The organism is Streptomyces sp. NPDC091972 (assembly GCF_044756385.1).
Lineage (GTDB): Bacteria > Actinomycetota > Actinomycetes > Streptomycetales > Streptomycetaceae > Streptomyces.
The window spans coordinates 270,040-287,132 of sequence record NZ_JBIVSV010000003.1 but is presented as its reverse complement, the minus strand read 5'-3'; the positions used below and the strand labels follow the sequence as shown (position 1 = coordinate 287,132).

The following is a 17,093-nucleotide window of genomic DNA, read 5'->3' as shown; positions in this document are numbered from 1 at the left end:
CGGGGAGGGGCTTACGCTGCTCCACGATGACGACTCACACTCCTGAACGATTGGGGGTCCCGTCCGCGCAAGGTGAGCGCTGATGCTCCCTTCGACCACGGACGAGGACATCCGTACCTCCTTCTGGCCGCGCGTGCGCGAGTTCGCCGTGCCGGCCTCCATGATCGAGACCGCGACCGCCCGTCGCCTCGCCGGGGACTGGGCGGGGGCGTGCGCCGCCGCCGGTTTCGACGTCGATCTCCATCTCCGTGCCGTGGCGCGCGGCCACGGCCGGGACCTGGCGTCCAGGGTCCGGTCCGATCTGCGCGCCCTCGCACCCGACCTGCTGCGCTGGCACATGCCGAGGGTCGCCCCGGACGGGCTGCTGCGGCCCGGGGTGACCCTGACGCTGGCGCGGTACGACACCGCCGAGGGCCCCGTGCACCTGGTGGCCCGGACCGCGCCCGCCTGGGCGGACGCCGGGCAGCGCGTCAGCCTCGCACTGTGGTCCCGGTCCGCGGCGGACGCCGTGGGGCATCCGCACCCGCGCCCGAACCGACGCTTCCGGCTGGACCTGCACCGGCATCTGTGGGACGCGTCGAGAGCCGGGGAGCTGCGGGGACGGTCGGGGGCCGACGGTCCCCCGCCCCGGTCGGCCGACCGGCAACGACCCCTATGGGCAACGGAGTTGGCGGTGCCGGCCGCCTGTGCCGTGGACCGTTGGGCGTCCGAGGCCCGGACACTGCTCGCGGCCGAAGGGCGGTCCGGCGGCCGCCTGTCGGTGCGCTGGGGCGGGCGGCACCGGCTGGTGCTGGAACTCGCCGCGGACGAGGACCTGGTACGACCCGTACCGAGGCCCTCGGCCGGCAGCGTCTCCGCGCTCCCCGTCCTGCCGGACGCGGCGACCTGGGTGCCGCCCGACCTCCGACTGCTGCGCGCCGGTGCGATCGAGGCCGGCCGGCTGCACCCCCTGGTCGCCGCCGCGCTGGCACCGGGCCGCACGGCCACCGGACCGCCCCGCACCTCCACCGGGCCCGGACGGCCGCGGCTCGTCGAGTGCCGGGGAGCCCTCCACCGGATCGGCCTGGTCGACGGGGTGCTGGCCCCGCTCGACCACGACCCCGACGAGATCCGGCGGGAGGAACTGCTGGTCGCCCTGACCGGCACCCCGCTCCCCTGCCTCCATGCGATCGACGAGGCACATCGTCGTCCGCACTGCCTGGACGGTGTCCGCGAACGCCTCGTGCACGGCGACACCGCCGGCGCGCTGGCCGTCGTGGAAGGACTGCTGGGCCCCGAGGCGCTGCTGCGCGCCGGCCCCCTCCGGGACGAACTGGAGGCGGCCGCGTTGCGACGCGTCACCTACGGCCTGTTCAGGGCCGGCCTGACGGGACCCGGACCCACCTGGTTCCGGCCGCGTCCGACCGGCCGCGACTCCCGCACCCGGCGCGCCCGTCCACGGCACACGCCCTGACCCCGCCACCGCCACTCCCGAGACCCGCGCGCCCGTCCACGGCACACGCCCTGACCCCACCACCACGACACCCGACCTCCGCGCACCCGGCCCCGGCACACGCACTGACCCCGCCACCACGACTCCCGGGTTCGACGCGCCCGTCCAGAGCTGCGCGCTGATCCCGCCACCGGGGACACCGTCCCCCTTCCCGGCCCACTCCTGGCCTACAGGTGATCACACATGCCCAAGACCGTCCCTGCTCCCGCCTCCCAACTCGACATCGCCGCCGACCTGTTGGCCCTCCTGCGTGACTCCACCACCGAACCGCGCCCCGACTCCCAACTGGAGGCCCTCACCCTGGCCGTGGCCGCCGACCTGCCGGTCCTGCTGTGGGGCGAGCCCGGTATCGGCAAGACGGCCGCCCTCACCCAGCTCGCCGCGGCCCTGGACCTGCCGCTGACCACGGTGATCGCCAGCGTGCACGAGCCGTCCGACTTCTCGGGGCTGCCCGTGGTCGGGGACGATCCCGCGACCCAGGGCGTGCCGATGGCCCCGCCGGACTGGGCGGTACGGCTGGTGCGTGCCGGGCGGGGGCTGCTGTTCCTGGACGAGTTGTCCACCGCGCCGCCCGCCGTCGAGGCCGCGCTGCTCAGGCTCGTCCTGGAGCGGCGGATCGGCGCGCTGCAACTGCCGCCCGGGGTGCGGATCGTGGCCGCCGCCAACCCCCGGTCCTCGGCGGCCGACGGCTGGGAACTCAGCCCGCCGCTGGCCAACCGGTTCGTCCATCTCCAGTGGACCCACGACCACGAGGTCGTCGTACGGGGGCTCGGCGGGACCTGGCCGCGGGCCACCCTGCCGCGGCTCGACCCGGGCAGGCTTCCGGAGGCCGTGGCGTTCGCCCGCCGTGCGGTGTGCGGGCTGCTCGCCGCGCGGCCCACCCTCGTGCACCGGCTGCCCACCGACGAGACCCGGCGGGGCGGTCCCTGGCCGTCCCCGCGGAGCTGGGACATGACACTGTCCCTGGTCGCCTTCGCGACCGCGGCCGGTTCCGCGCGGGACGTTCTCTCCCTGCTGGTCCGGGGCACGGTGGGTGACGGCCCGGGCCTCGAACTGCTGGCGAGCCTGGACCGGCTGGACCTCCCGGACCCGGAGGACGTGCTCGCCGACCCCGAGGGTGCCGTCCTGCCCGAGCGGGGAGACCTGCGGCAGGCCGTGCTCGACGGTGTCGTGGCGGCCGTACGCGCCCGTCCCGACCGGGACCGCTGGGACGCGGCGTGGGCGGTGCTGGCGCGGGCGCTGGAGACCGGGGCGCCGGACCTGGTGGTCGTGCCCGCGACCACGCTGGCCTCGCTGCGGCAGCAGGACTGGGACGTGCCGGCCGGCATCGAGAGGCTGGCCGGCACGGTCGCGCTGTCGCGGCGGGCGGACCGGGCGGCGGTCGCCTCCAAGGGCCGCCGGTGAGCGCGACCACCCCCGAGGCGGGGGGCCGACTGGACCGCGACAAGCTCTTCGCCGCCCGTCTGCACGCGGCCCGGGCCCGCCCCTACCTCGCCACCGCGCTGTTCGCGCTGCACACCGTCGAGTCGGAGCGGGTGCCCACGATGGCCGTCGACCGGCACTGGCGGTGCTACGTCTCCCCGGCCTTCGTGGACCGGACGCCGGTGGCGGAGCTGGCGGGCGTGTGGGTGCACGAGGTGTCCCATCTGCTGCGCGACCACCACGGGCGCGGTGACCGGGTCGCGCGGGAGCACGGGCTGACCGGGGTCGGGGACCGGTTGCGGATGAACATCGCCGCGGACTGCGAGATCAACGACGACGTGTACGGCGACGGGCTGCTCCAGCCCGAAGGGGCCGTGCAGCCCTGGCGGTTGCGACTGCCCGAGGGCGAGCTCATGGAGGAGTACCTCGGCCGGATCGGCCTCGGTGCGCTCACCCTCGACCTGTCCTGGCTGGACTGCGGAAGCGGGGCCGACGGTCTGGAGCGCGCGTGGGACCTGGGCCCCGACGGGGCGGACGGGCTGAGCGAGCAGGAACGGGACGCCGTCCGCTTCCGGGTGGCGGAGGGCATCAGGGCGCGGCCGGGGAGCGCCCCGCGGGGCTGGCGGCGGTGGGCGGAGGAGGCGTTCCATCCTCCGCAGCCGTGGCGGGACCTGCTGGGCGCGGCGCTCCGGTCGGCGGTCTGCGGGTCCGGGGCGGGCGACGACTACAGCTACGGCCGTCCGTCGCGCCGCTCGGCCGGGGTGCCGGGCGCGGTGCTGCCGAGTCTGCGGCGCCGGCCGCCGCGGGTCTGCGTGATCATCGACACCTCCGGCTCGGTCGGCGACGACGAACTGGGCAGCGCCCTGCTGGAGGTGGCCGCGATCTCCCGTGCCGTGGGCGGCCGCCGTGACCTGGTCGGCGTGCTCTCGTGCGACGCGGCGGCCGGTGCCGTGCGCCCGTTGTGCCGGGCCGAGGGGATCCCGCTGGTCGGCGGCGGGGGCACCGACCTGCGCACGGGCTTCGAGAAGGCGCTGCGCTCGCGTCCCCGCCCGGACGTGATCGTGGCCCTGACCGACGGTCAGACGCCCTGGCCGAGCGCGCGGCCCTCGTGCCGTACGGTGGTCGGCCTGTTCCCCCGGCCGGGCAGGAGTCAGGCGCGACGCGAGAACGACCCCGAGTACGTGCCGGACGCGCCGCCCGCCTGGGCCCGCGTGGTGGAGATCGGCTAGGCGCCCGGCGGGTAGCGGCCCGGCCGCAGAACGCCCGCGGGGTGGACGGGGAGGTGGTGGGCCGCGAGATCATGGGAGCAGGCGGAGTCCGGGAGCATCTCGCGGGCCTGGGTGGGAGGAGCGGCATGACCAATGTCGACGTGCACCAGCATCTGTGGAGCCCGGCGCTGGTGACGGCCTTGAGGGCGCGCCGGGAGCCGCCGTACCTGGACGGCTGGACGCTGTATCTGGACGGTGAGCCGCCGTACGACCTCCCGCCCGCCGACCACGACGTGGGCCTGCGCGCGGACCTCGCCGCGTCCGACGGGCTCGGCCTCGCACTCGTCTCCCTGTCGGCGCCGATCGGCGTGGAGTGGCTGCCGGCGGCCGAGGCGCGGCCGCTGCTCGACGCCTACCACGAGGGCGCGGCCGCGCTGCCCCGGCCCTTCGGGGCGTGGGCCGCCGCCTGTGTGCGGGACATCGACGCGCAGGCCACGGCCGCCCGACTCGACCAGGGGTTCGTCGGCCTCCAGTTGCCCGCCGACGCCCTCCTCGACGCGGCCGGTTACGCCCGCTGCGCCCCCCTGCTCGACCTGCTCGAGGAACGCGACCTGCCGCTGTTCGTGCATCCGGGGCCCGCGGCCGGCGGCTGCGAGGGGCCCGGCTGGTGGCCCGCGATGGTCCCCTACGTCCAGCAGATGCACGCCGCCTGGTTCGGCTTCCACGCCTTCGGCCGCCCCCGCCACCCTCGGCTGCGGGTCTGTTTCGCGCTGCTGGCCGGGCTCGCCCCGCTGCACGGGGAGCGGTTCGCCGCGCGCGGGGGCGGCGGGACGCGGCCCGACCCGTCGGTCTTCGTCGAGACGTCCTCGTACGGGCCGCGCGCGGTCGAGTCCGTGGTGCGGGCGCTGGGCGTGGACGCCGTGGTCCAGGGTTCGGACCGGCCGTACGCGGAGCCGCCGCAGCACCCCGGCCACGGGCTCGGCGGAGCGGCCGCTTACGCCTTCCGGATCGCCAACCCGCGCAGACTGCTCACCGGGAAGGAGTGACGGCGCGGCGCGGGGGCGCCTCCTCGACGGGAGAGCGCAGTTCCACCCGGGAGACGCCGCGCTCCCGGAACCAGGTGAGCAGGCCTCTGACGAGCGTGCCGCTGTGGTCGTGCCGCCGGTGGTCCGGATCGGTGACGACTGAGACGACGTGCCCGGTCCGGGCCCCGCGCGACCCCGGTCCGGGCGGACGCCGGTCGAGGGCGCCGATGCCGCATGCGGCGAGTTTCCCGTCCCCGGCGTCTACGACCAGGACGCGCACGTCGTCGTCGGCGAGCTGCTCCCACAGCGTCGCGGCCAGCGAGTCCAGCGCGTGGCCGTCGGCGTCGCCGGACCGCGGGGCCCGCAGACGCACCAGCTCCACGAGGTCGTACTCCACCGCCCGCCGTACGGGCCCTGAGCCTGTGCCGCCTTGTCCCATGCCGACCAGGTTGGTGTAATGCCCTTGTGCACCTCAACCCTTACGGCGAGGACCCCGTGAACCTGGCCGCGGATCTGGCCAACCGGCGTCCGGCCGACGCCGAGGACCTCGCGGACCGCTGCCGCGCCGCCGGGGTGGTACTGGACGGCCCGGTCACCGCGCGGGACCTGGCCCGCACGGGCGAGGTGCTGGACGCGTGGGAGAAGGTCGTCGACGCCCCGGACGAGGACGAGCGCGCCGCACTGCTCAACCGCATGCTGGCGACGGCCGCCGCGTACCCGAGGATGACCAACCACGTGGGCACCGGCTGGCATCTGCACTACCGCGACGAGGGGCAGTCGCTCGGCGACGTCCTGTACTCCCTGATCTCCGTGGGCACCGCCCTGCACCTGGCGGGGCGCGGCATGCACCGGCTGCGGCGCTGCGAGGTGACGGAGTGCGCCACGATCTTCGCCGACACGACCCGCACCGGCCGCCGCCGGTACTGCTCCCACCGCTGCGCCAACCGTGACGCGGTGCGCCGCCACCGGGCCCGCACCGCACCGCAGGCCTAGCCCCGGCGAGCTCTGACCAGGAACGGGTCAATTGTTGCCAACGGTCTTCACATAGCTGCGGCCGAAGCTGTTTCCGACAATCATTTCCATCTAACGTGACGGACCGTCAGAACCGCGGTGGCATCCTCCTGGCCCTCGGCAGCAGCATCCCGATCAGCCCGGCGCGGGGTTCCGGCGCCCGCGTGATCCCTGGCCGTGCCGCTCCCGTACCGCCCGCGGCGAGGCGCCCAGTTCCTTGCGGCAGGTCTTGTTGAAGGCCTGGAGGTCGGGGATGCCGACCGTCGCCGCGATCGCCGGGATGGCCAGCGTCGAGGCGATCAGCAGGTGCCGGGCGCGCTCCATGCGGCGGCGCCGGATGTAGGCGACGACCGTCTGCCCGGTGTCCTCGCGGAACAGCCGGGTCAGGTGGGTGTGCGAGACCCCGGCGGCACGGGCGATGCCGGGGACGGTCAGGGGGCCGGCCAGATGCTCCTCGATGTGGGCGACCGCCGTCCGCAGCGCAGGGTGCCGGGCCCGGTCCTCGCCGGTGCCGGCCAGGCCGGTCGTGCGCCACAGCACGGTCCACAGTTCGGCGGAGGCGCGGGCCGGGGAGTGTGCGCTCGCCGCGACCGTCTGCCGCAGCAGCCCGGTCAGCACCGCCGCGTCCGCGCCGGCGTCCTGCATCACCGGGACCCGGTGCCGCTCGCCGTCGCCGGGCAGCCGGAAGTGCGCGTACAGGTGCTCGCAGCGCGTGGCGTCGTAGTGGAAGTGCACCTCGGTGTCGGGCGGCACGAAACTGACGTGTCCGGGGCGGATCGGGTGCCGGGAGCCGCCGAACTCCAGGGTGCCCGAGTAGCCGTAGAGATGGAGCTGCCACAGATGGGGGAGGCGGAACACGTCGTGCGGGCCCGCGGAGCCGTGCACGCCGACGCCCGCGTTCTCCACCTGGGGCGGCAGGTCGAGGGCCAGGTCGACGTGACGGGTCATGGTGGGAAATTACCAGTGGTCGTCGATTACAGCCCACGACCGCCGGGCCGGTTGTTCCTACGGTTGCCGTATGTCAACCACACGACAGCTACTGAACTCCGTCCAGGTGGCGCGGTTCGTGGCCCACGGTTTCCTGCGCCTGGACGGCATCGTGCCCCGGGAGATGAACGAGGAGGCGCTCGCGGTCTTCGCCGCCGGGCTGCCCTCGGTGCCGTACGGCACCCCTGTGCCGAAGGCGTTCCCGCAGGGTTCCTTCGCCCGGCGGCTGGTCGAACTGCCCGCCATCGCGGGGGCGTTGGAGAGCCTGGTGGGGCCGGAGCCGACCGTCGACCACCACTTCGTGCACATCCGGGAGCCTCGTGAGGGCAGCGCGCAGCCCTTGCACGCCGACGCCCTGATCGATCCGCGGCCCGACGCGTTCGACGTCCAGCTCATGTACTACCCGCGGGAGGTCACCGCGGAGATGGGCGGCACCCTCATCGTGCCCGGCAGCCATCTGCGCCGCACCAACGAGTCCGACACCGGCCGCTACCAGAACCTGCGCGGCCAGACCCGGCTGACCTGCCCGGCCGGCACGATCGTGCTGCTGCACCACGGGATCTGGCACGGCGGGCGGCGCAACGACAGTGACACCGTCCGCCACATGTACAAGATCCGCTTCAACCCGACGGTGCCGCAGGTGCGGCTGTGGGACACGGCGGACCTGGACGCACCCGCCGTCCGGGAGGAGCTGGGGCGCGGATTCCCCTGGTACGAGCAGGCCACCGGCCGGCTCGAGCTCCTCAACCGGGTCAGGCTGTGGCGCCTCCTGTCCGACGACCCCGCCTTCGACATCGAGTACTGGGCCGGCCGCATCGAGAACCGGCCCGCCGCACAGAGGAGCCAGGCGTGACCATGTCCACCACCGTGCGCCAGCAGGTCCTGGTCCTGTACCTGGACACCTCCGCGCTCGACTCGCGCGTCGTCGGCTGGGCCCGCTACGACGGCACGGGCACCACCCGTCCCACCACCGGGGACAGCGACGAGCCCCCCTACGGGACGGGCGTGGCCGCACTGGAGGACGGCTGGCGGCTCTTCCAGGCCGCGCAGCTGATCCCGCCGTACCCAGGGGCCGAGCACGACACGTCCTTCCTCAAGCACGAGTTCTTCTTCGAGAAGCTGGTCGGCGGCGGATGAGACCAGGGGCGGCGGGGACGGGAGAGGCGCCGGCCGAGCCCGACGGGCTGCCCGTCGAGGAGCACCTCGGCCGCCCCGTGGAGGTGGCCCCCCGAGCGCGTGCGTGGTGCGGTCCGCCTCGGTGAGCAGGCGGCCGGGGCCGGCCCCTGCGGGGCAGTACGCGCGGCGGCGAACGGCTCGCTCAGGGCCACCTCCGCCGAGAGCCCGGACCGGCCTGGACCGGCCTGGACCGTGTCGCCACCTGCGTGTCCGGCCCTCCTGCACCCGGCCGCCGGAGAAGCGGTCCTGGCCACCGCCTGCCATGTGCCGCCGCTGCGGAGACGAGACCCGGCGCTGTTCCGTGCCGCCGGCGCCGGCGCAGTCGGAGGACGACGAGACGCTGCCGGCGGCCCGCACCAACTGAGCACGGCGGGCCCGCCCGTCGTCATCTTCGGCCTCCTGAAGGCCAGTTGTGGCTTCGCAGACGGTCCCGTCGGTATGGCGTTCGGTCAACGGGAGGCAGTCCCGAAGACCCCCGCGCCCGGCCCCCGCTCCGCGCATACGTTCCAGACATCCGGCGGACGGACCCGACCACGGGCCCGCCGCGATCCACTGGAACTCAGGGAGGCACCGTGGCGAGTGTGGAAGTGTCGCTGAAGGAGATGATGGCCGGCACGGAAGGGGCGGTGGCGGCCGCGGTGGTCGACTACACCAGCGGGATGGCGCTGGGCACCCTGGGCGGCGGCAAGGACCTGGACACGACGGTCGCGGCGGCCGGCAACACCGACGTCATCCGGGCCAAGGTGCGCACCATGGAGCAGCTGGGCGTCAAGAGCGACATCGAGGACATCCTGATCACGCTCGAGAACCAGTACCACCTCATCCGCCTGGTGACCGGCCGCACCGGCAACGGACTGTTCCTCTACCTCGTGCTCGACAAGGCCCGCTCGAACCTGGCCATGGCCCGGCACCAACTCAAGCGCGTGGAGGAGCAGTTGGAGATCTAGCACCGCTGCCGGTCGGGGCGCCGCACGCCCGTGATGTGAAGACTTCTTCAAGTCGCCACATCCACATGAGTCCAATCCGTGGCCGCCCGGCGTCCCCGACCAGCAGGATCGGCACCGACCCCGTACCGTCCGGCAGGGAGCGAGCAACCGTGCACGTCCCCCTCTACCAGGCCAAGGCGGACTTCTTCCGCATGCTCGGCCACCCCGTGCGCATCCGTGTGCTGGAACTGCTCCAGAACGGGCCCGTGCCGGTCCGCGACCTGCTCGCCGACATCGACATCGAGCCCTCCAGCCTCTCCCAGCAGTTGGCCGTGCTGCGGCGCTCGGGCATCGTCGTGTCCATCCGCGAGGGCTCCACGGTGAGTTACGCCCTCGCCGGCGGAGACGTCGCCGAACTCCTGCGCGCCGCCCGCCGCATCCTCACGGAGCTCCTGGCGGGCCAGAACCAGCTCCTGACGCAGCTCCAGCAGGCGGACACGGCAGCGCCGAGGGCCCCTTCCGGCGCGGGCGGGCTCCTCACCGATCGGGGCAGCCCTCGTCCGACCCCCTGACCCGCCGTCCGCTGCCGTCGGCCACCTCGACGGTGAGCGCGCCTGCCGACGGGCGGTTGAGGCGGTACGCGAAAGCGGCCGTACAGACCACCTGCCGCACCCCGATGTCCGTCAACCTGCCCACTCCCGACGGGAGTCGAACGGTCATCGTGCCTCCCTCCACCCGCACCCTCGGCGCGTCGAAGGCGGGTTCGCCGGGCACCTCGGCGCTCGCCGTGGGGAGGGCCGCGGAGGTCGGCAGACCCGGCACCTCGGTGGAGAGGGCGCCCAGGCGTCTGTCCTCGGCGAGCGGACCCTCCAACAGCAGTTCGAGGGCCGCCTCGGGTTCTCCGGGCTCGTCGGTCGTGCGGGGCGTCGCGACGAGAGCGCCGTTCTCGACGAAGTAGACCTGCGTCATCGGGAGGGTCCCGCTCGCGGGGCCGCCGGCCTCCACCACCCCGGTCGCGGGGATGCCGCAGGAGGTGACGGCGAGCAGCGTCAGCAGCGGGACGCGGCGCGGCAGCTTCATGGCGGGTACTCCTCGGACGACTCGTCCCGCCGCAGCGGGATCTCCACGGTGAAGACGGCGCCGCCGGCCGGGTGGTTGGCCGCGCGGACCGTACCGCCGTGGACACGGACGTTCTCGGCGGTGATGGCGAGGCCCAGACCGCTGCCCTCGGAGCGGATCCGGGCGGTGTCCGACTTGTAGAACCGCTCGAAGACATGGGGCAGGACCTCGGAGGGGATGCCGGGCCCGCTGTCCCGCACCTCGATGACGGCCACCGCGTCGGCGGCGGTCAGACGCACCCGTACCGGACGGGCGCCGTGTCTGAGGGCGTTGCCGACCAGGTTGGCGACGACCACGTCGAGGCGGCGCGGGTCGACGCGTGCGCGGACCGCGTCCGGGGGCGGCAGTTCGGTCGTCACCGTGTCCGTCCAGTTGCGGGCGGCGAGGGTGCGCCGGATCGACTCGGCGAGGTCGATCTCGTCCAGGTGCAGCACCGCGGCGCCCGCGTCGAAACGCGAGATCTCCATCAAGTCGTCGACGAGGCGGGCCAGTTTGACGGTCTCCTCGCTGATCAGCCGGACCGCGGTGGCGGTGTCCGGGTCCAGACGGGCGGCGTCCTCGTCGAGGACGTCGGTGACCGCGGACATGGCGGCGAGCGGGGTGCGCAGTTCGTGCGAGACGTCGGCCGCGAAGCGACGGGCGCGGGCCTCCATCTCGCGCAACTCGGCGACCGACGATTCCAGGGCGGCGGCCGTCTCGTTGAACGTGTGGGACAGGTCCGCGAGTTCGTCCGAGCCGTTGACGGCGAGCCGGGTGTCCAGGCGCCCTTCGGCGATCCTGCGGGTGGCGAGCCGCAGTCGGCGCACCGGCACCAGCACCCCGCGGGCGGCGAGGAGCGCTAGGACGACGGCGAGCGCTAGGGCGGCCACCATGGCCCGCTCGACGGCGGTGACCAGAGCGTCGACGTACGCCTGTTCCGTGGTCTGCGGAACGACGAGGAACACCTGGACCCCGGTGACCGTGGCGACGGTGTCGCGGCCGCCGAAGAGGATCGACATGCCGACGACCAGGGAGGTGCGTCCCCCTTCGCGCACCCGCTGGAAGACGGTGGCCCGGTTGGAGGCGACGGCCTCGCGCAGGGCGGGCGTCACCTCGGTGAAGGGGTCGCCCGGGGCGGAGGAGCCGCTGCGGTCCCCGTAGGTCACCAGTACCCGCCAACTCCCCTGCGACTCGGTGGCCGCCGTGTCGCGCGCGAACTCCCGCAGCGCCGGTTCGTCGGGGGGCAGGGGGAGTTCGGCGGCGTGCTGGTTGAGCTGGGCCCGCAGCTGTCTGATGGTGGCGTCCTGGCTCTGCTGGAGCACTCCGGTGCGCGCCTCCCGGAAGGTCAGGGCCCCGGTCGTGATGGCCGCGACGGTGGCGACCAGCCCGAAGGCCACCACCAGTCGGGCCCGCAGGCCCCGCAGCCGGCGCCTCCTCACGGCGCCGCGAAGCGGTAGCCGAAACCGCGCACGGTGTGGATGTAGCGAGGGGCGCGGGGCGGCTCGGACATCTTGGTGCGCAGTCGTTTGACGCAGGCGTCCACGAGGCGGGCGTCGCCGTGGTAGTCGTGCTCCCAGACCGCCTCCAGGAGCTGCTGGCGGCTGAACACCTGGCCGGGTGAGGCGGAGAGGGTGAGCAGGAGCCGCAGTTCGGAGGGGGCGAGGGCGATCGGCTCGCCGTTCAGCGCGACGGTCAGGCCGGCCCGGTCCACGGCGAGGCCGCCGTAGGTGTCGATCTTCGGCAGTCCTTCGGTGCCGGCCGGGGCCCCCGCCGTCCGGCGCAGCACGGCGCGTATGCGTGCGTCGAGCACCCGGGCCAGTACGGGTTTGACGACGTAGTCGTCGGCGCCCGCCTCCAGGCCGACAACGATGTCCACCTCGTCGCCCCGTGCCGTCGCCATGATGATCGGCAGGGTCTGGTCGACGGCCCGGATGCTCCGGCACACCTCCAGGCCGGTCATGCCGGGCAGCATCAGATCGAGGACGACGATGTCCGGCCGGAAGGCCCGCAGCCGGTCCATCCCCTCCTCGCCGGTCGCGGTGGCGGAGACGTCGTGGTTCTGGCGCCGCAGGGCCAGGGCGACGCCCTCCCGCACGGCGGGGTCGTCCTCGATCAGCAGTACACGTGACATGCGCACAGTATCCACACGGTCGCGGCCACGAGGAGGGTTATCGGTTCGTTATCTTCCGGGCCAGCTCCGATCACATGGCGATCACATCGTGAACCACCGTGACAGCGCAGAGACGAAAGCCCACCGGCCGCGGTCGCCGGAAGCGCCCCGTGCGGAGCGCGAAACGTCAACTGATGTGCGGCGTGGCCGCGTTGACGGTCTTCGCGGCCGTCGGCGGCGCGGTGGTGGCGTGGCTGCCGTCCGACGCGGGACGCACGTCGCCGGCGCCGGGGACCGCCCACGGCCCGGCGCCGCAGAGGACCACCGGGCCGCCGCAGCCGGAGGAAGATGCCGAGGAGTCCGGCACGACGCCCAGCCCTTCCTCGACTCCCCTCCCTCGAAGCGGCCCCGGGACCTTCGTCGTCGCGCCCGGAGGCAGCGGACCGGTCGGCAAGGGCACGCCCCTGCGCTACCGGGTCGAGGTGGAGAAGGGCATCACGATCTCCCCCGAGGACGTCGCCGCCCAGGTGGAGCGGACCCTGGCGGACCCGCGCGGCTGGACGGCCGACGGCCACTCGGCGTTCCAGCGGGTGTCCAGCGGCCCCACGGACTTCCGGATCCGCCTCGCCACCCCGGCCACCGTGGACCGGATCTGCGCCGAGGGCGGCCTCGACACCGGCGGCACGGTCAACTGCAGCGTGAACCGGGACGTGATGGTCAACCTCAGGCGCTGGGTCCTGGCCACCGAGTTCTACCGCGAGGACGTCGTCGGGTACCGCTCGCTGATCGTCAACCACGAGGTGGGCCATTTCCTCGGCCACGGCCATGTCACCTGCCCCGGTGCGGGACGGCCCGCCCCGGTGATGATGCAGCAGATCAAGGGCCTGCACGGCTGCGTCCCCAATGTCTGGCCGTACGACAGCGACGGCCGCCTTGTCACGGGCCCCTCGGTCCCGTGACCCACCGATCCCCGACTGTCAGGAGTGCAGATGGAGTTACGCGTACGCCACAGACATGCGGCCACGGCTGCGGGGTTGGCCTCCGCGACCCTGGTCCTCGCCGGGCTCCCGTCCGGCGCCGGAGCCGTCGACGACGTCCCGGCCGGAAGGGCCCGTACGGCCTCCGCGGTGCGGACGGTCACGCTCGTCACCGGCGACCGGGTGCTGCTGGACGGCACCGGCCGGGTCTTCGGAGTGGAGCGGGCCCGGGGCCGGACGAGCATGCCGTTCTCGGTCCGGGTCGTCGCCGGCCACACCCGGGTCGTCCCCGGTGACGCCGAACTGCTGCTGGCGCAGGGCAGGTTGGACCCGCGGCTGTTCGACGTCACCCAGCTCGTCAAGGACGGTTACGACGACGCGGGCCGCTCCGACCTCCCGCTGATCGCCACGTTCCGCGGTACGAAGGCCCCCTCGACGAGCCCGTTCACCGAGGCCGGGGCGCGGATGGGACGCGCGCTGCCCGTCGTCAACGGCCGGGCGATGCGTTCCGTGAAGAAGCGCGGCGCCGGGTTCTGGAAGGCCGTCACGCACAACTCCGCAGCGGGAAAGGCGGAGTTCACCGCCTCGTCCGGCGTGGAGAAGCTCTGGCTCGACGGAAGGCGCAAGGCCTCCCTCGACAGGAGCGTCCCGCAGATCGGCGCACCGACCGCCTGGGCCGCGGGCTTCGACGGCACCGGCACCAAGGTCGCCGTCCTGGACACCGGGATCGACACAGGCCACCCCGACCTGGCCGGCAAGGTGGTCGCCGAGCAGGACTTCAGCGGCACTGGCACCACCACCGACAAGTTCGGCCACGGCACTCATGTCGCCTCGACCGTGGCGGGCAGCGGGGCGAGGTCGGACAGGAAGTACAAGGGCGTCGCGCCGGGTGCGCGGCTGCTCAACGGCAAGGTCCTCGACGACCAGGGCGGCGGCACCGACTCCGGGATCATCGCCGGCATGGAGTGGGCGGTGGCCCAGGGCGCGGACGTCGTCAACCTCAGCCTCGGCGGCCCCGACTCCCCCGGCACCGACCCGATGGAGGAGGCCGTCGACCGGCTCTCCGCCGAGTCCGGCGCCCTCTTCGTCATCGCGGCCGGCAACGACGGAGAATCCGGGGAGGGGACCGTCGGTTCGCCCGGCAGCGCCGCGTCCGCGCTCACCGTCGGCGCGGTCGACGAGTCCGACGCGCCGGCCGCCTTCTCCAGCCGCGGGCCACGGGTCGGCGACGGCGGGGTCAAGCCCGACCTGACCGCGCCGGGCGTCGCCATCACGGCCGCGGCGGCCGCGGGCAGCGTCCTGTCGGAGTGGTACCCCTCCGACATCCCCGGGTACCTCACGATCGAGGGCACCTCCATGGCCACCCCGCACGTCGCGGGCGCGGCCGCGCTCCTCGCCCAGCAGCACCCCGACTGGAGCGGTGAGCGCCTCAAGGCGGTGCTGACCGGTTCCGCGAAGCCGGGCGCGTACAGCTCCTACCAGCAGGGCACCGGCCGGGTCGACGTGGTCCGGGCACTGGACGAGGGCGTCGTCACGGAGCAGGGGCCGCTCGACTTCGGCGTCCAGCAGTGGCCGCACGACGACGACAGGGCGCGCACCGAGCGGCTCACCTATCGCAACCTCGGCACCGAACCGGTCACCCTCGACCTGTCCGTGGACGCCCGCACGGCGGACGGACAACCCGCCCCCGAGGGCATGTTCGCCGTCTCCCCGCGGCGCCTCACCGTCCCGGCGGGCGGCGAGGCGAGCGCCGAGGTCACCGCGGACACCCGCGTCGGCACCGTGGACGGCAGCTTCGGCGGCTCGGTGACGGCCGCCTCCGCCGACGGCGAGGTGCGGGTGCGGTCCGCGGTCGGCGTGGTCCGCGAGGTGGAGTCGTACGACCTGACGCTCAAGCACATCGACGAGCAGGGCGCGGCCACCGGCGACGCCGTGACCTCCGTGGCGGGTCTCGTGGGCTCCTTCCACGCCGACTACGCGGACGAGCGGGACGGTGAGCTGACGGTACGGCTGCCCAAGGCCGACTACCTCCTGACCGGGGTGATCCACCCGGCGCTGTCCGCCCCGAGGCACGCCGTGCTGGTCCAGCCCAGGCTGCGGCTGGACCGGGACACGACGGTCACGGTGGACGCCCGGCAGGCGAAGCCGGTGGACATCACGGTGCCGGACCCGACGGCCGTCAACGACGACGCGGCGGTCGCTGTCGGATACGGGCGGGGCGAGGGCCGGGACGACGCCTCCCTCCAGTTCCTGCTGCCCACCTTCGAGGGCTCCCGCTTCGGGCGGCTCGGCTCGGACGAGCCCGTGGCGGGGCTCGACTCCCTGTACTCCGGGGGCTGGACCGGCAAGGACAAGCAGGGCAGGCCGGTCCACTACCACATGGGCTGGTACCGGGAGGGGACCCTCACCGGCTTCACCGCGAACGTCCGGCGCGGGCAACTGGCCAAGGTGGACCTCCGGGTCGGTGCGGCGGTCGAGGGCCGGCGCGTCCAGGCCGAGGTGACCGCGCACCTGCCGGACGGCCGACTGGTGAGCGGCTACACCGACATGCGCGGGGACCTGCCGTACCGGAGCACCGAGTACGTCCTCGACAACGGCGTGAAGTGGTCGGTGCGCACCTGGCAGCGCCGGGGCGAGGGCCCGGACGCGCCCTTCGAGGGCTTCCTGATGCGGATGCCCAGGACCTGGCGGGCCGGCCACACCTACCAGGAGCGCTTCGGCGTGGGCGTCTTCGGGCCGGTCCTGAACGGCCCCGACGACCTCGGACCGGCCAGGGGCCACCCCGGCGCCGAGCGGGACGGGAACACCCTCAGGGCCTTCCTGCCGCTGTTCGGCGACGGCTCCGGGCACTGGGGCCTCAGCGAGACGACGACCGTGACGACCAGGCTGGAGGCGAACGGCGCGGAGATCGCCGACGACTACGGCATCCCGCCGACCCTCGGTGCCACCGAGTACACGCTTCCCGCCGAGGACACCGCGTACCGGCTGACGGTCGACAGCTCCCGTGACCCGGCCGTGTACCCGGTCAGTACACGCGTCCACGCCGAGTGGACCTTCCGCTCGGCGAGGACCGCCGCGGGCAAGGTCACCCCGGTACCGCTGTCGACGGTCCGCTTCAGCCCCGAGCTGGCCCTGGACAGCACGGCGAAGGCGGGCACTCGCTTCGAGGTGCCGTTCACCGTCGAGGGCGCGGCGGCGGGGCAGCGCCCGGCCAAGCTCGCCTTCCAGGTGTCGTACGACGACGGAAGGAGCTGGCAGCCGGCCAGGGCCGTCGGCGGCACGCACCTGTCGCTGCGGCACCCGGCGACCGCGGGTTCCGTCTCGCTGCGCGCCGAACTGACCGACCGGGCGGGCAACACGCTGACCCAGACGATCGAAAGGGCCTACCTGACCACCCCGTAGCCCTTCTCCCACCCGCTCCTGCCCGGGACGGCGTCCGCACTCGCCGTCCCGGGCACCGACGTGCGCCGGGCGTCCGTCCGGCTCCCGCGGACGCACCCCGCGTCAGTCGGCCGACAACGCTGCACCGGCAAAGCAGGAGCCACAACTGCCCCGGTGCGCACACCGGTCCATCGGCCGAAGGCCGTCTACCCGCACCGGCCGTGGGCGGGCACACTGAAGCGTCGGCCATGGACGCGCGGCCCGGCGCACCCTTCGCACC

Annotated in this window: 16 protein-coding genes; 11 read left to right on the top strand and 5 right to left on the bottom strand. The window is 74.0% G+C overall.

What is annotated here, in order from left to right; translation table 11 throughout:
* Positions 1-82: 82 nt before the first annotated feature.
* The 4 genes from ACIQJT_RS10425 to ACIQJT_RS10410 all read left to right on the top strand — a co-directional run bounded on the left by ACIQJT_RS10425 (position 83) and on the right by ACIQJT_RS10410 (position 5,168).
* Positions 83-1,453, top strand: a complete 1,371-nt coding sequence (locus ACIQJT_RS10425) for a hypothetical protein (RefSeq protein WP_402641830.1) — start codon at positions 83-85, stop codon at positions 1,451-1,453.
* Between the two features lie 222 nt (positions 1,454-1,675).
* Positions 1,676-2,896, top strand: coding sequence for an AAA family ATPase (locus ACIQJT_RS10420; protein WP_402641828.1), 1,221 nt, complete (start codon positions 1,676-1,678; stop codon positions 2,894-2,896).
* Positions 2,893-4,143 (top strand): VWA-like domain-containing protein, encoded by a 1,251-nt coding sequence (locus ACIQJT_RS10415; protein ID WP_402641826.1) that lies wholly within the window; start codon positions 2,893-2,895, stop codon positions 4,141-4,143. The genes ACIQJT_RS10420 and ACIQJT_RS10415 overlap by 4 nt, the downstream gene beginning before the upstream one ends.
* Positions 4,144-4,268: 125 nt before the next feature.
* A complete protein-coding gene (locus ACIQJT_RS10410; protein WP_402641824.1) occupies positions 4,269-5,168 on the top strand; it encodes an amidohydrolase in 900 nt (299 codons plus the stop codon).
* Here the strand turns inward: ACIQJT_RS10410 and ACIQJT_RS10405 are convergent.
* Positions 5,152-5,586, bottom strand: a complete 435-nt coding sequence (locus tag ACIQJT_RS10405; RefSeq protein WP_402641821.1) for a GNAT family N-acetyltransferase — start codon at positions 5,584-5,586, stop codon at positions 5,152-5,154. The genes ACIQJT_RS10410 and ACIQJT_RS10405 overlap by 17 nt on opposite strands.
* Positions 5,587-5,612: 26 nt before the next feature.
* Here ACIQJT_RS10405 and ACIQJT_RS10400 point away from each other — a divergent pair, with 26 nt between their 5' ends.
* A complete protein-coding gene (locus tag ACIQJT_RS10400; RefSeq protein WP_365448784.1) occupies positions 5,613-6,140 on the top strand; it encodes a CGNR zinc finger domain-containing protein in 528 nt (175 codons plus the stop codon).
* A gap of 153 nt (positions 6,141-6,293) precedes the next feature.
* On the opposite strand, the gene ACIQJT_RS10395 is transcribed toward ACIQJT_RS10400, so the two are convergent.
* Positions 6,294-7,106: a helix-turn-helix domain-containing protein gene (locus ACIQJT_RS10395; protein ID WP_402641818.1), complete on the bottom strand. Its 813-nt coding sequence runs from the start codon at positions 7,104-7,106 to the stop codon at positions 6,294-6,296.
* A 70-nt stretch (positions 7,107-7,176) separates the two neighbouring features.
* On the opposite strand from ACIQJT_RS10395, the gene ACIQJT_RS10390 reads away from it, so the two are divergent.
* The 4 genes from ACIQJT_RS10390 to ACIQJT_RS10375 all read left to right on the top strand — a co-directional run bounded on the left by ACIQJT_RS10390 (position 7,177) and on the right by ACIQJT_RS10375 (position 9,819).
* Complete coding sequence (locus ACIQJT_RS10390; RefSeq protein ID WP_365448781.1) at positions 7,177-7,998, top strand: phytanoyl-CoA dioxygenase family protein; 822 nt, start codon at positions 7,177-7,179, stop codon at positions 7,996-7,998.
* A 2-nt stretch (positions 7,999-8,000) separates the two neighbouring features.
* Complete coding sequence (locus ACIQJT_RS10385; protein WP_402642596.1) at positions 8,001-8,282, top strand: hypothetical protein; 282 nt, start codon at positions 8,001-8,003, stop codon at positions 8,280-8,282.
* A gap of 611 nt (positions 8,283-8,893) precedes the next feature.
* Positions 8,894-9,268 carry a hypothetical protein gene (locus tag ACIQJT_RS10380; protein ID WP_402641814.1) on the top strand — a complete coding sequence of 125 codons (375 nt, stop codon included), beginning with the start codon at positions 8,894-8,896 and terminating at the stop codon, positions 9,266-9,268.
* A 149-nt stretch (positions 9,269-9,417) separates the two neighbouring features.
* A complete protein-coding gene (locus ACIQJT_RS10375) occupies positions 9,418-9,819 on the top strand; it encodes a metalloregulator ArsR/SmtB family transcription factor (RefSeq protein WP_365448778.1) in 402 nt (133 codons plus the stop codon).
* Here ACIQJT_RS10375 and ACIQJT_RS10370 read toward each other — a convergent pair.
* From ACIQJT_RS10370 to ACIQJT_RS10360, 3 genes are read right to left on the bottom strand one after another with little or no spacing between them, the layout of a single operon-like run.
* Positions 9,785-10,327 carry a hypothetical protein gene (locus tag ACIQJT_RS10370; protein ID WP_402641812.1) on the bottom strand — a complete coding sequence of 181 codons (543 nt, stop codon included), beginning with the start codon at positions 10,325-10,327 and terminating at the stop codon, positions 9,785-9,787. The two genes, ACIQJT_RS10375 and ACIQJT_RS10370, sit on opposite strands and share 35 nt — an antisense overlap.
* Positions 10,324-11,784, bottom strand: coding sequence for an ATP-binding protein (locus ACIQJT_RS10365; RefSeq protein WP_402641809.1), 1,461 nt, complete (start codon positions 11,782-11,784; stop codon positions 10,324-10,326). Before ACIQJT_RS10365 ends, ACIQJT_RS10370 begins: the two co-directional genes overlap by 4 nt.
* Complete coding sequence (locus tag ACIQJT_RS10360) at positions 11,781-12,476, bottom strand: response regulator transcription factor (protein WP_365448772.1); 696 nt, start codon at positions 12,474-12,476, stop codon at positions 11,781-11,783. Before ACIQJT_RS10360 ends, ACIQJT_RS10365 begins: the two co-directional genes overlap by 4 nt.
* A 173-nt stretch (positions 12,477-12,649) precedes the next feature.
* On the opposite strand from ACIQJT_RS10360, the gene ACIQJT_RS10355 reads away from it, so the two are divergent.
* Both ACIQJT_RS10355 and ACIQJT_RS10350 read left to right on the top strand, forming a co-directional pair.
* Positions 12,650-13,414 (top strand): DUF3152 domain-containing protein, encoded by a 765-nt coding sequence (locus tag ACIQJT_RS10355; protein ID WP_402641806.1) that lies wholly within the window; start codon positions 12,650-12,652, stop codon positions 13,412-13,414.
* Between the two features lie 30 nt (positions 13,415-13,444).
* Complete coding sequence (locus tag ACIQJT_RS10350) at positions 13,445-16,834, top strand: S8 family serine peptidase (protein ID WP_402641803.1); 3,390 nt, start codon at positions 13,445-13,447, stop codon at positions 16,832-16,834.
* The last annotated feature ends 259 nt before the right edge of the window (positions 16,835-17,093 follow it).

Bases quoted from the DNA above. Each gene is read 5' to 3' on its own strand.
- ACIQJT_RS10425 (WP_402641830.1), top strand. From the start codon at position 83: ATGCTCCCTTCGACCACGGACGAGGACATCCGTACCTCCTTCTGGCCG.
- ACIQJT_RS10420 (WP_402641828.1), top strand. From the start codon at position 1,676: ATGCCCAAGACCGTCCCTGCTCCCGCCTCCCAACTCGACATCGCCGCC.
- ACIQJT_RS10410 (WP_402641824.1), top strand. From the start codon at position 4,269: ATGACCAATGTCGACGTGCACCAGCATCTGTGGAGCCCGGCGCTGGTG.
- ACIQJT_RS10405 (WP_402641821.1), bottom strand. From the start codon at position 5,586: ATGGGACAAGGCGGCACAGGCTCAGGGCCCGTACGGCGGGCGGTGGAG.
- ACIQJT_RS10395 (WP_402641818.1), bottom strand. From the start codon at position 7,106: ATGACCCGTCACGTCGACCTGGCCCTCGACCTGCCGCCCCAGGTGGAG.
- ACIQJT_RS10390 (WP_365448781.1), top strand. From the start codon at position 7,177: ATGTCAACCACACGACAGCTACTGAACTCCGTCCAGGTGGCGCGGTTC.
- ACIQJT_RS10385 (WP_402642596.1), top strand. From the start codon at position 8,001: ATGTCCACCACCGTGCGCCAGCAGGTCCTGGTCCTGTACCTGGACACC.
- ACIQJT_RS10370 (WP_402641812.1), bottom strand. From the start codon at position 10,327: ATGAAGCTGCCGCGCCGCGTCCCGCTGCTGACGCTGCTCGCCGTCACC.
- ACIQJT_RS10360 (WP_365448772.1), bottom strand. From the start codon at position 12,476: ATGTCACGTGTACTGCTGATCGAGGACGACCCCGCCGTGCGGGAGGGC.
- ACIQJT_RS10355 (WP_402641806.1), top strand. From the start codon at position 12,650: ATGTGCGGCGTGGCCGCGTTGACGGTCTTCGCGGCCGTCGGCGGCGCG.
- ACIQJT_RS10350 (WP_402641803.1), top strand. From the start codon at position 13,445: ATGGAGTTACGCGTACGCCACAGACATGCGGCCACGGCTGCGGGGTTG.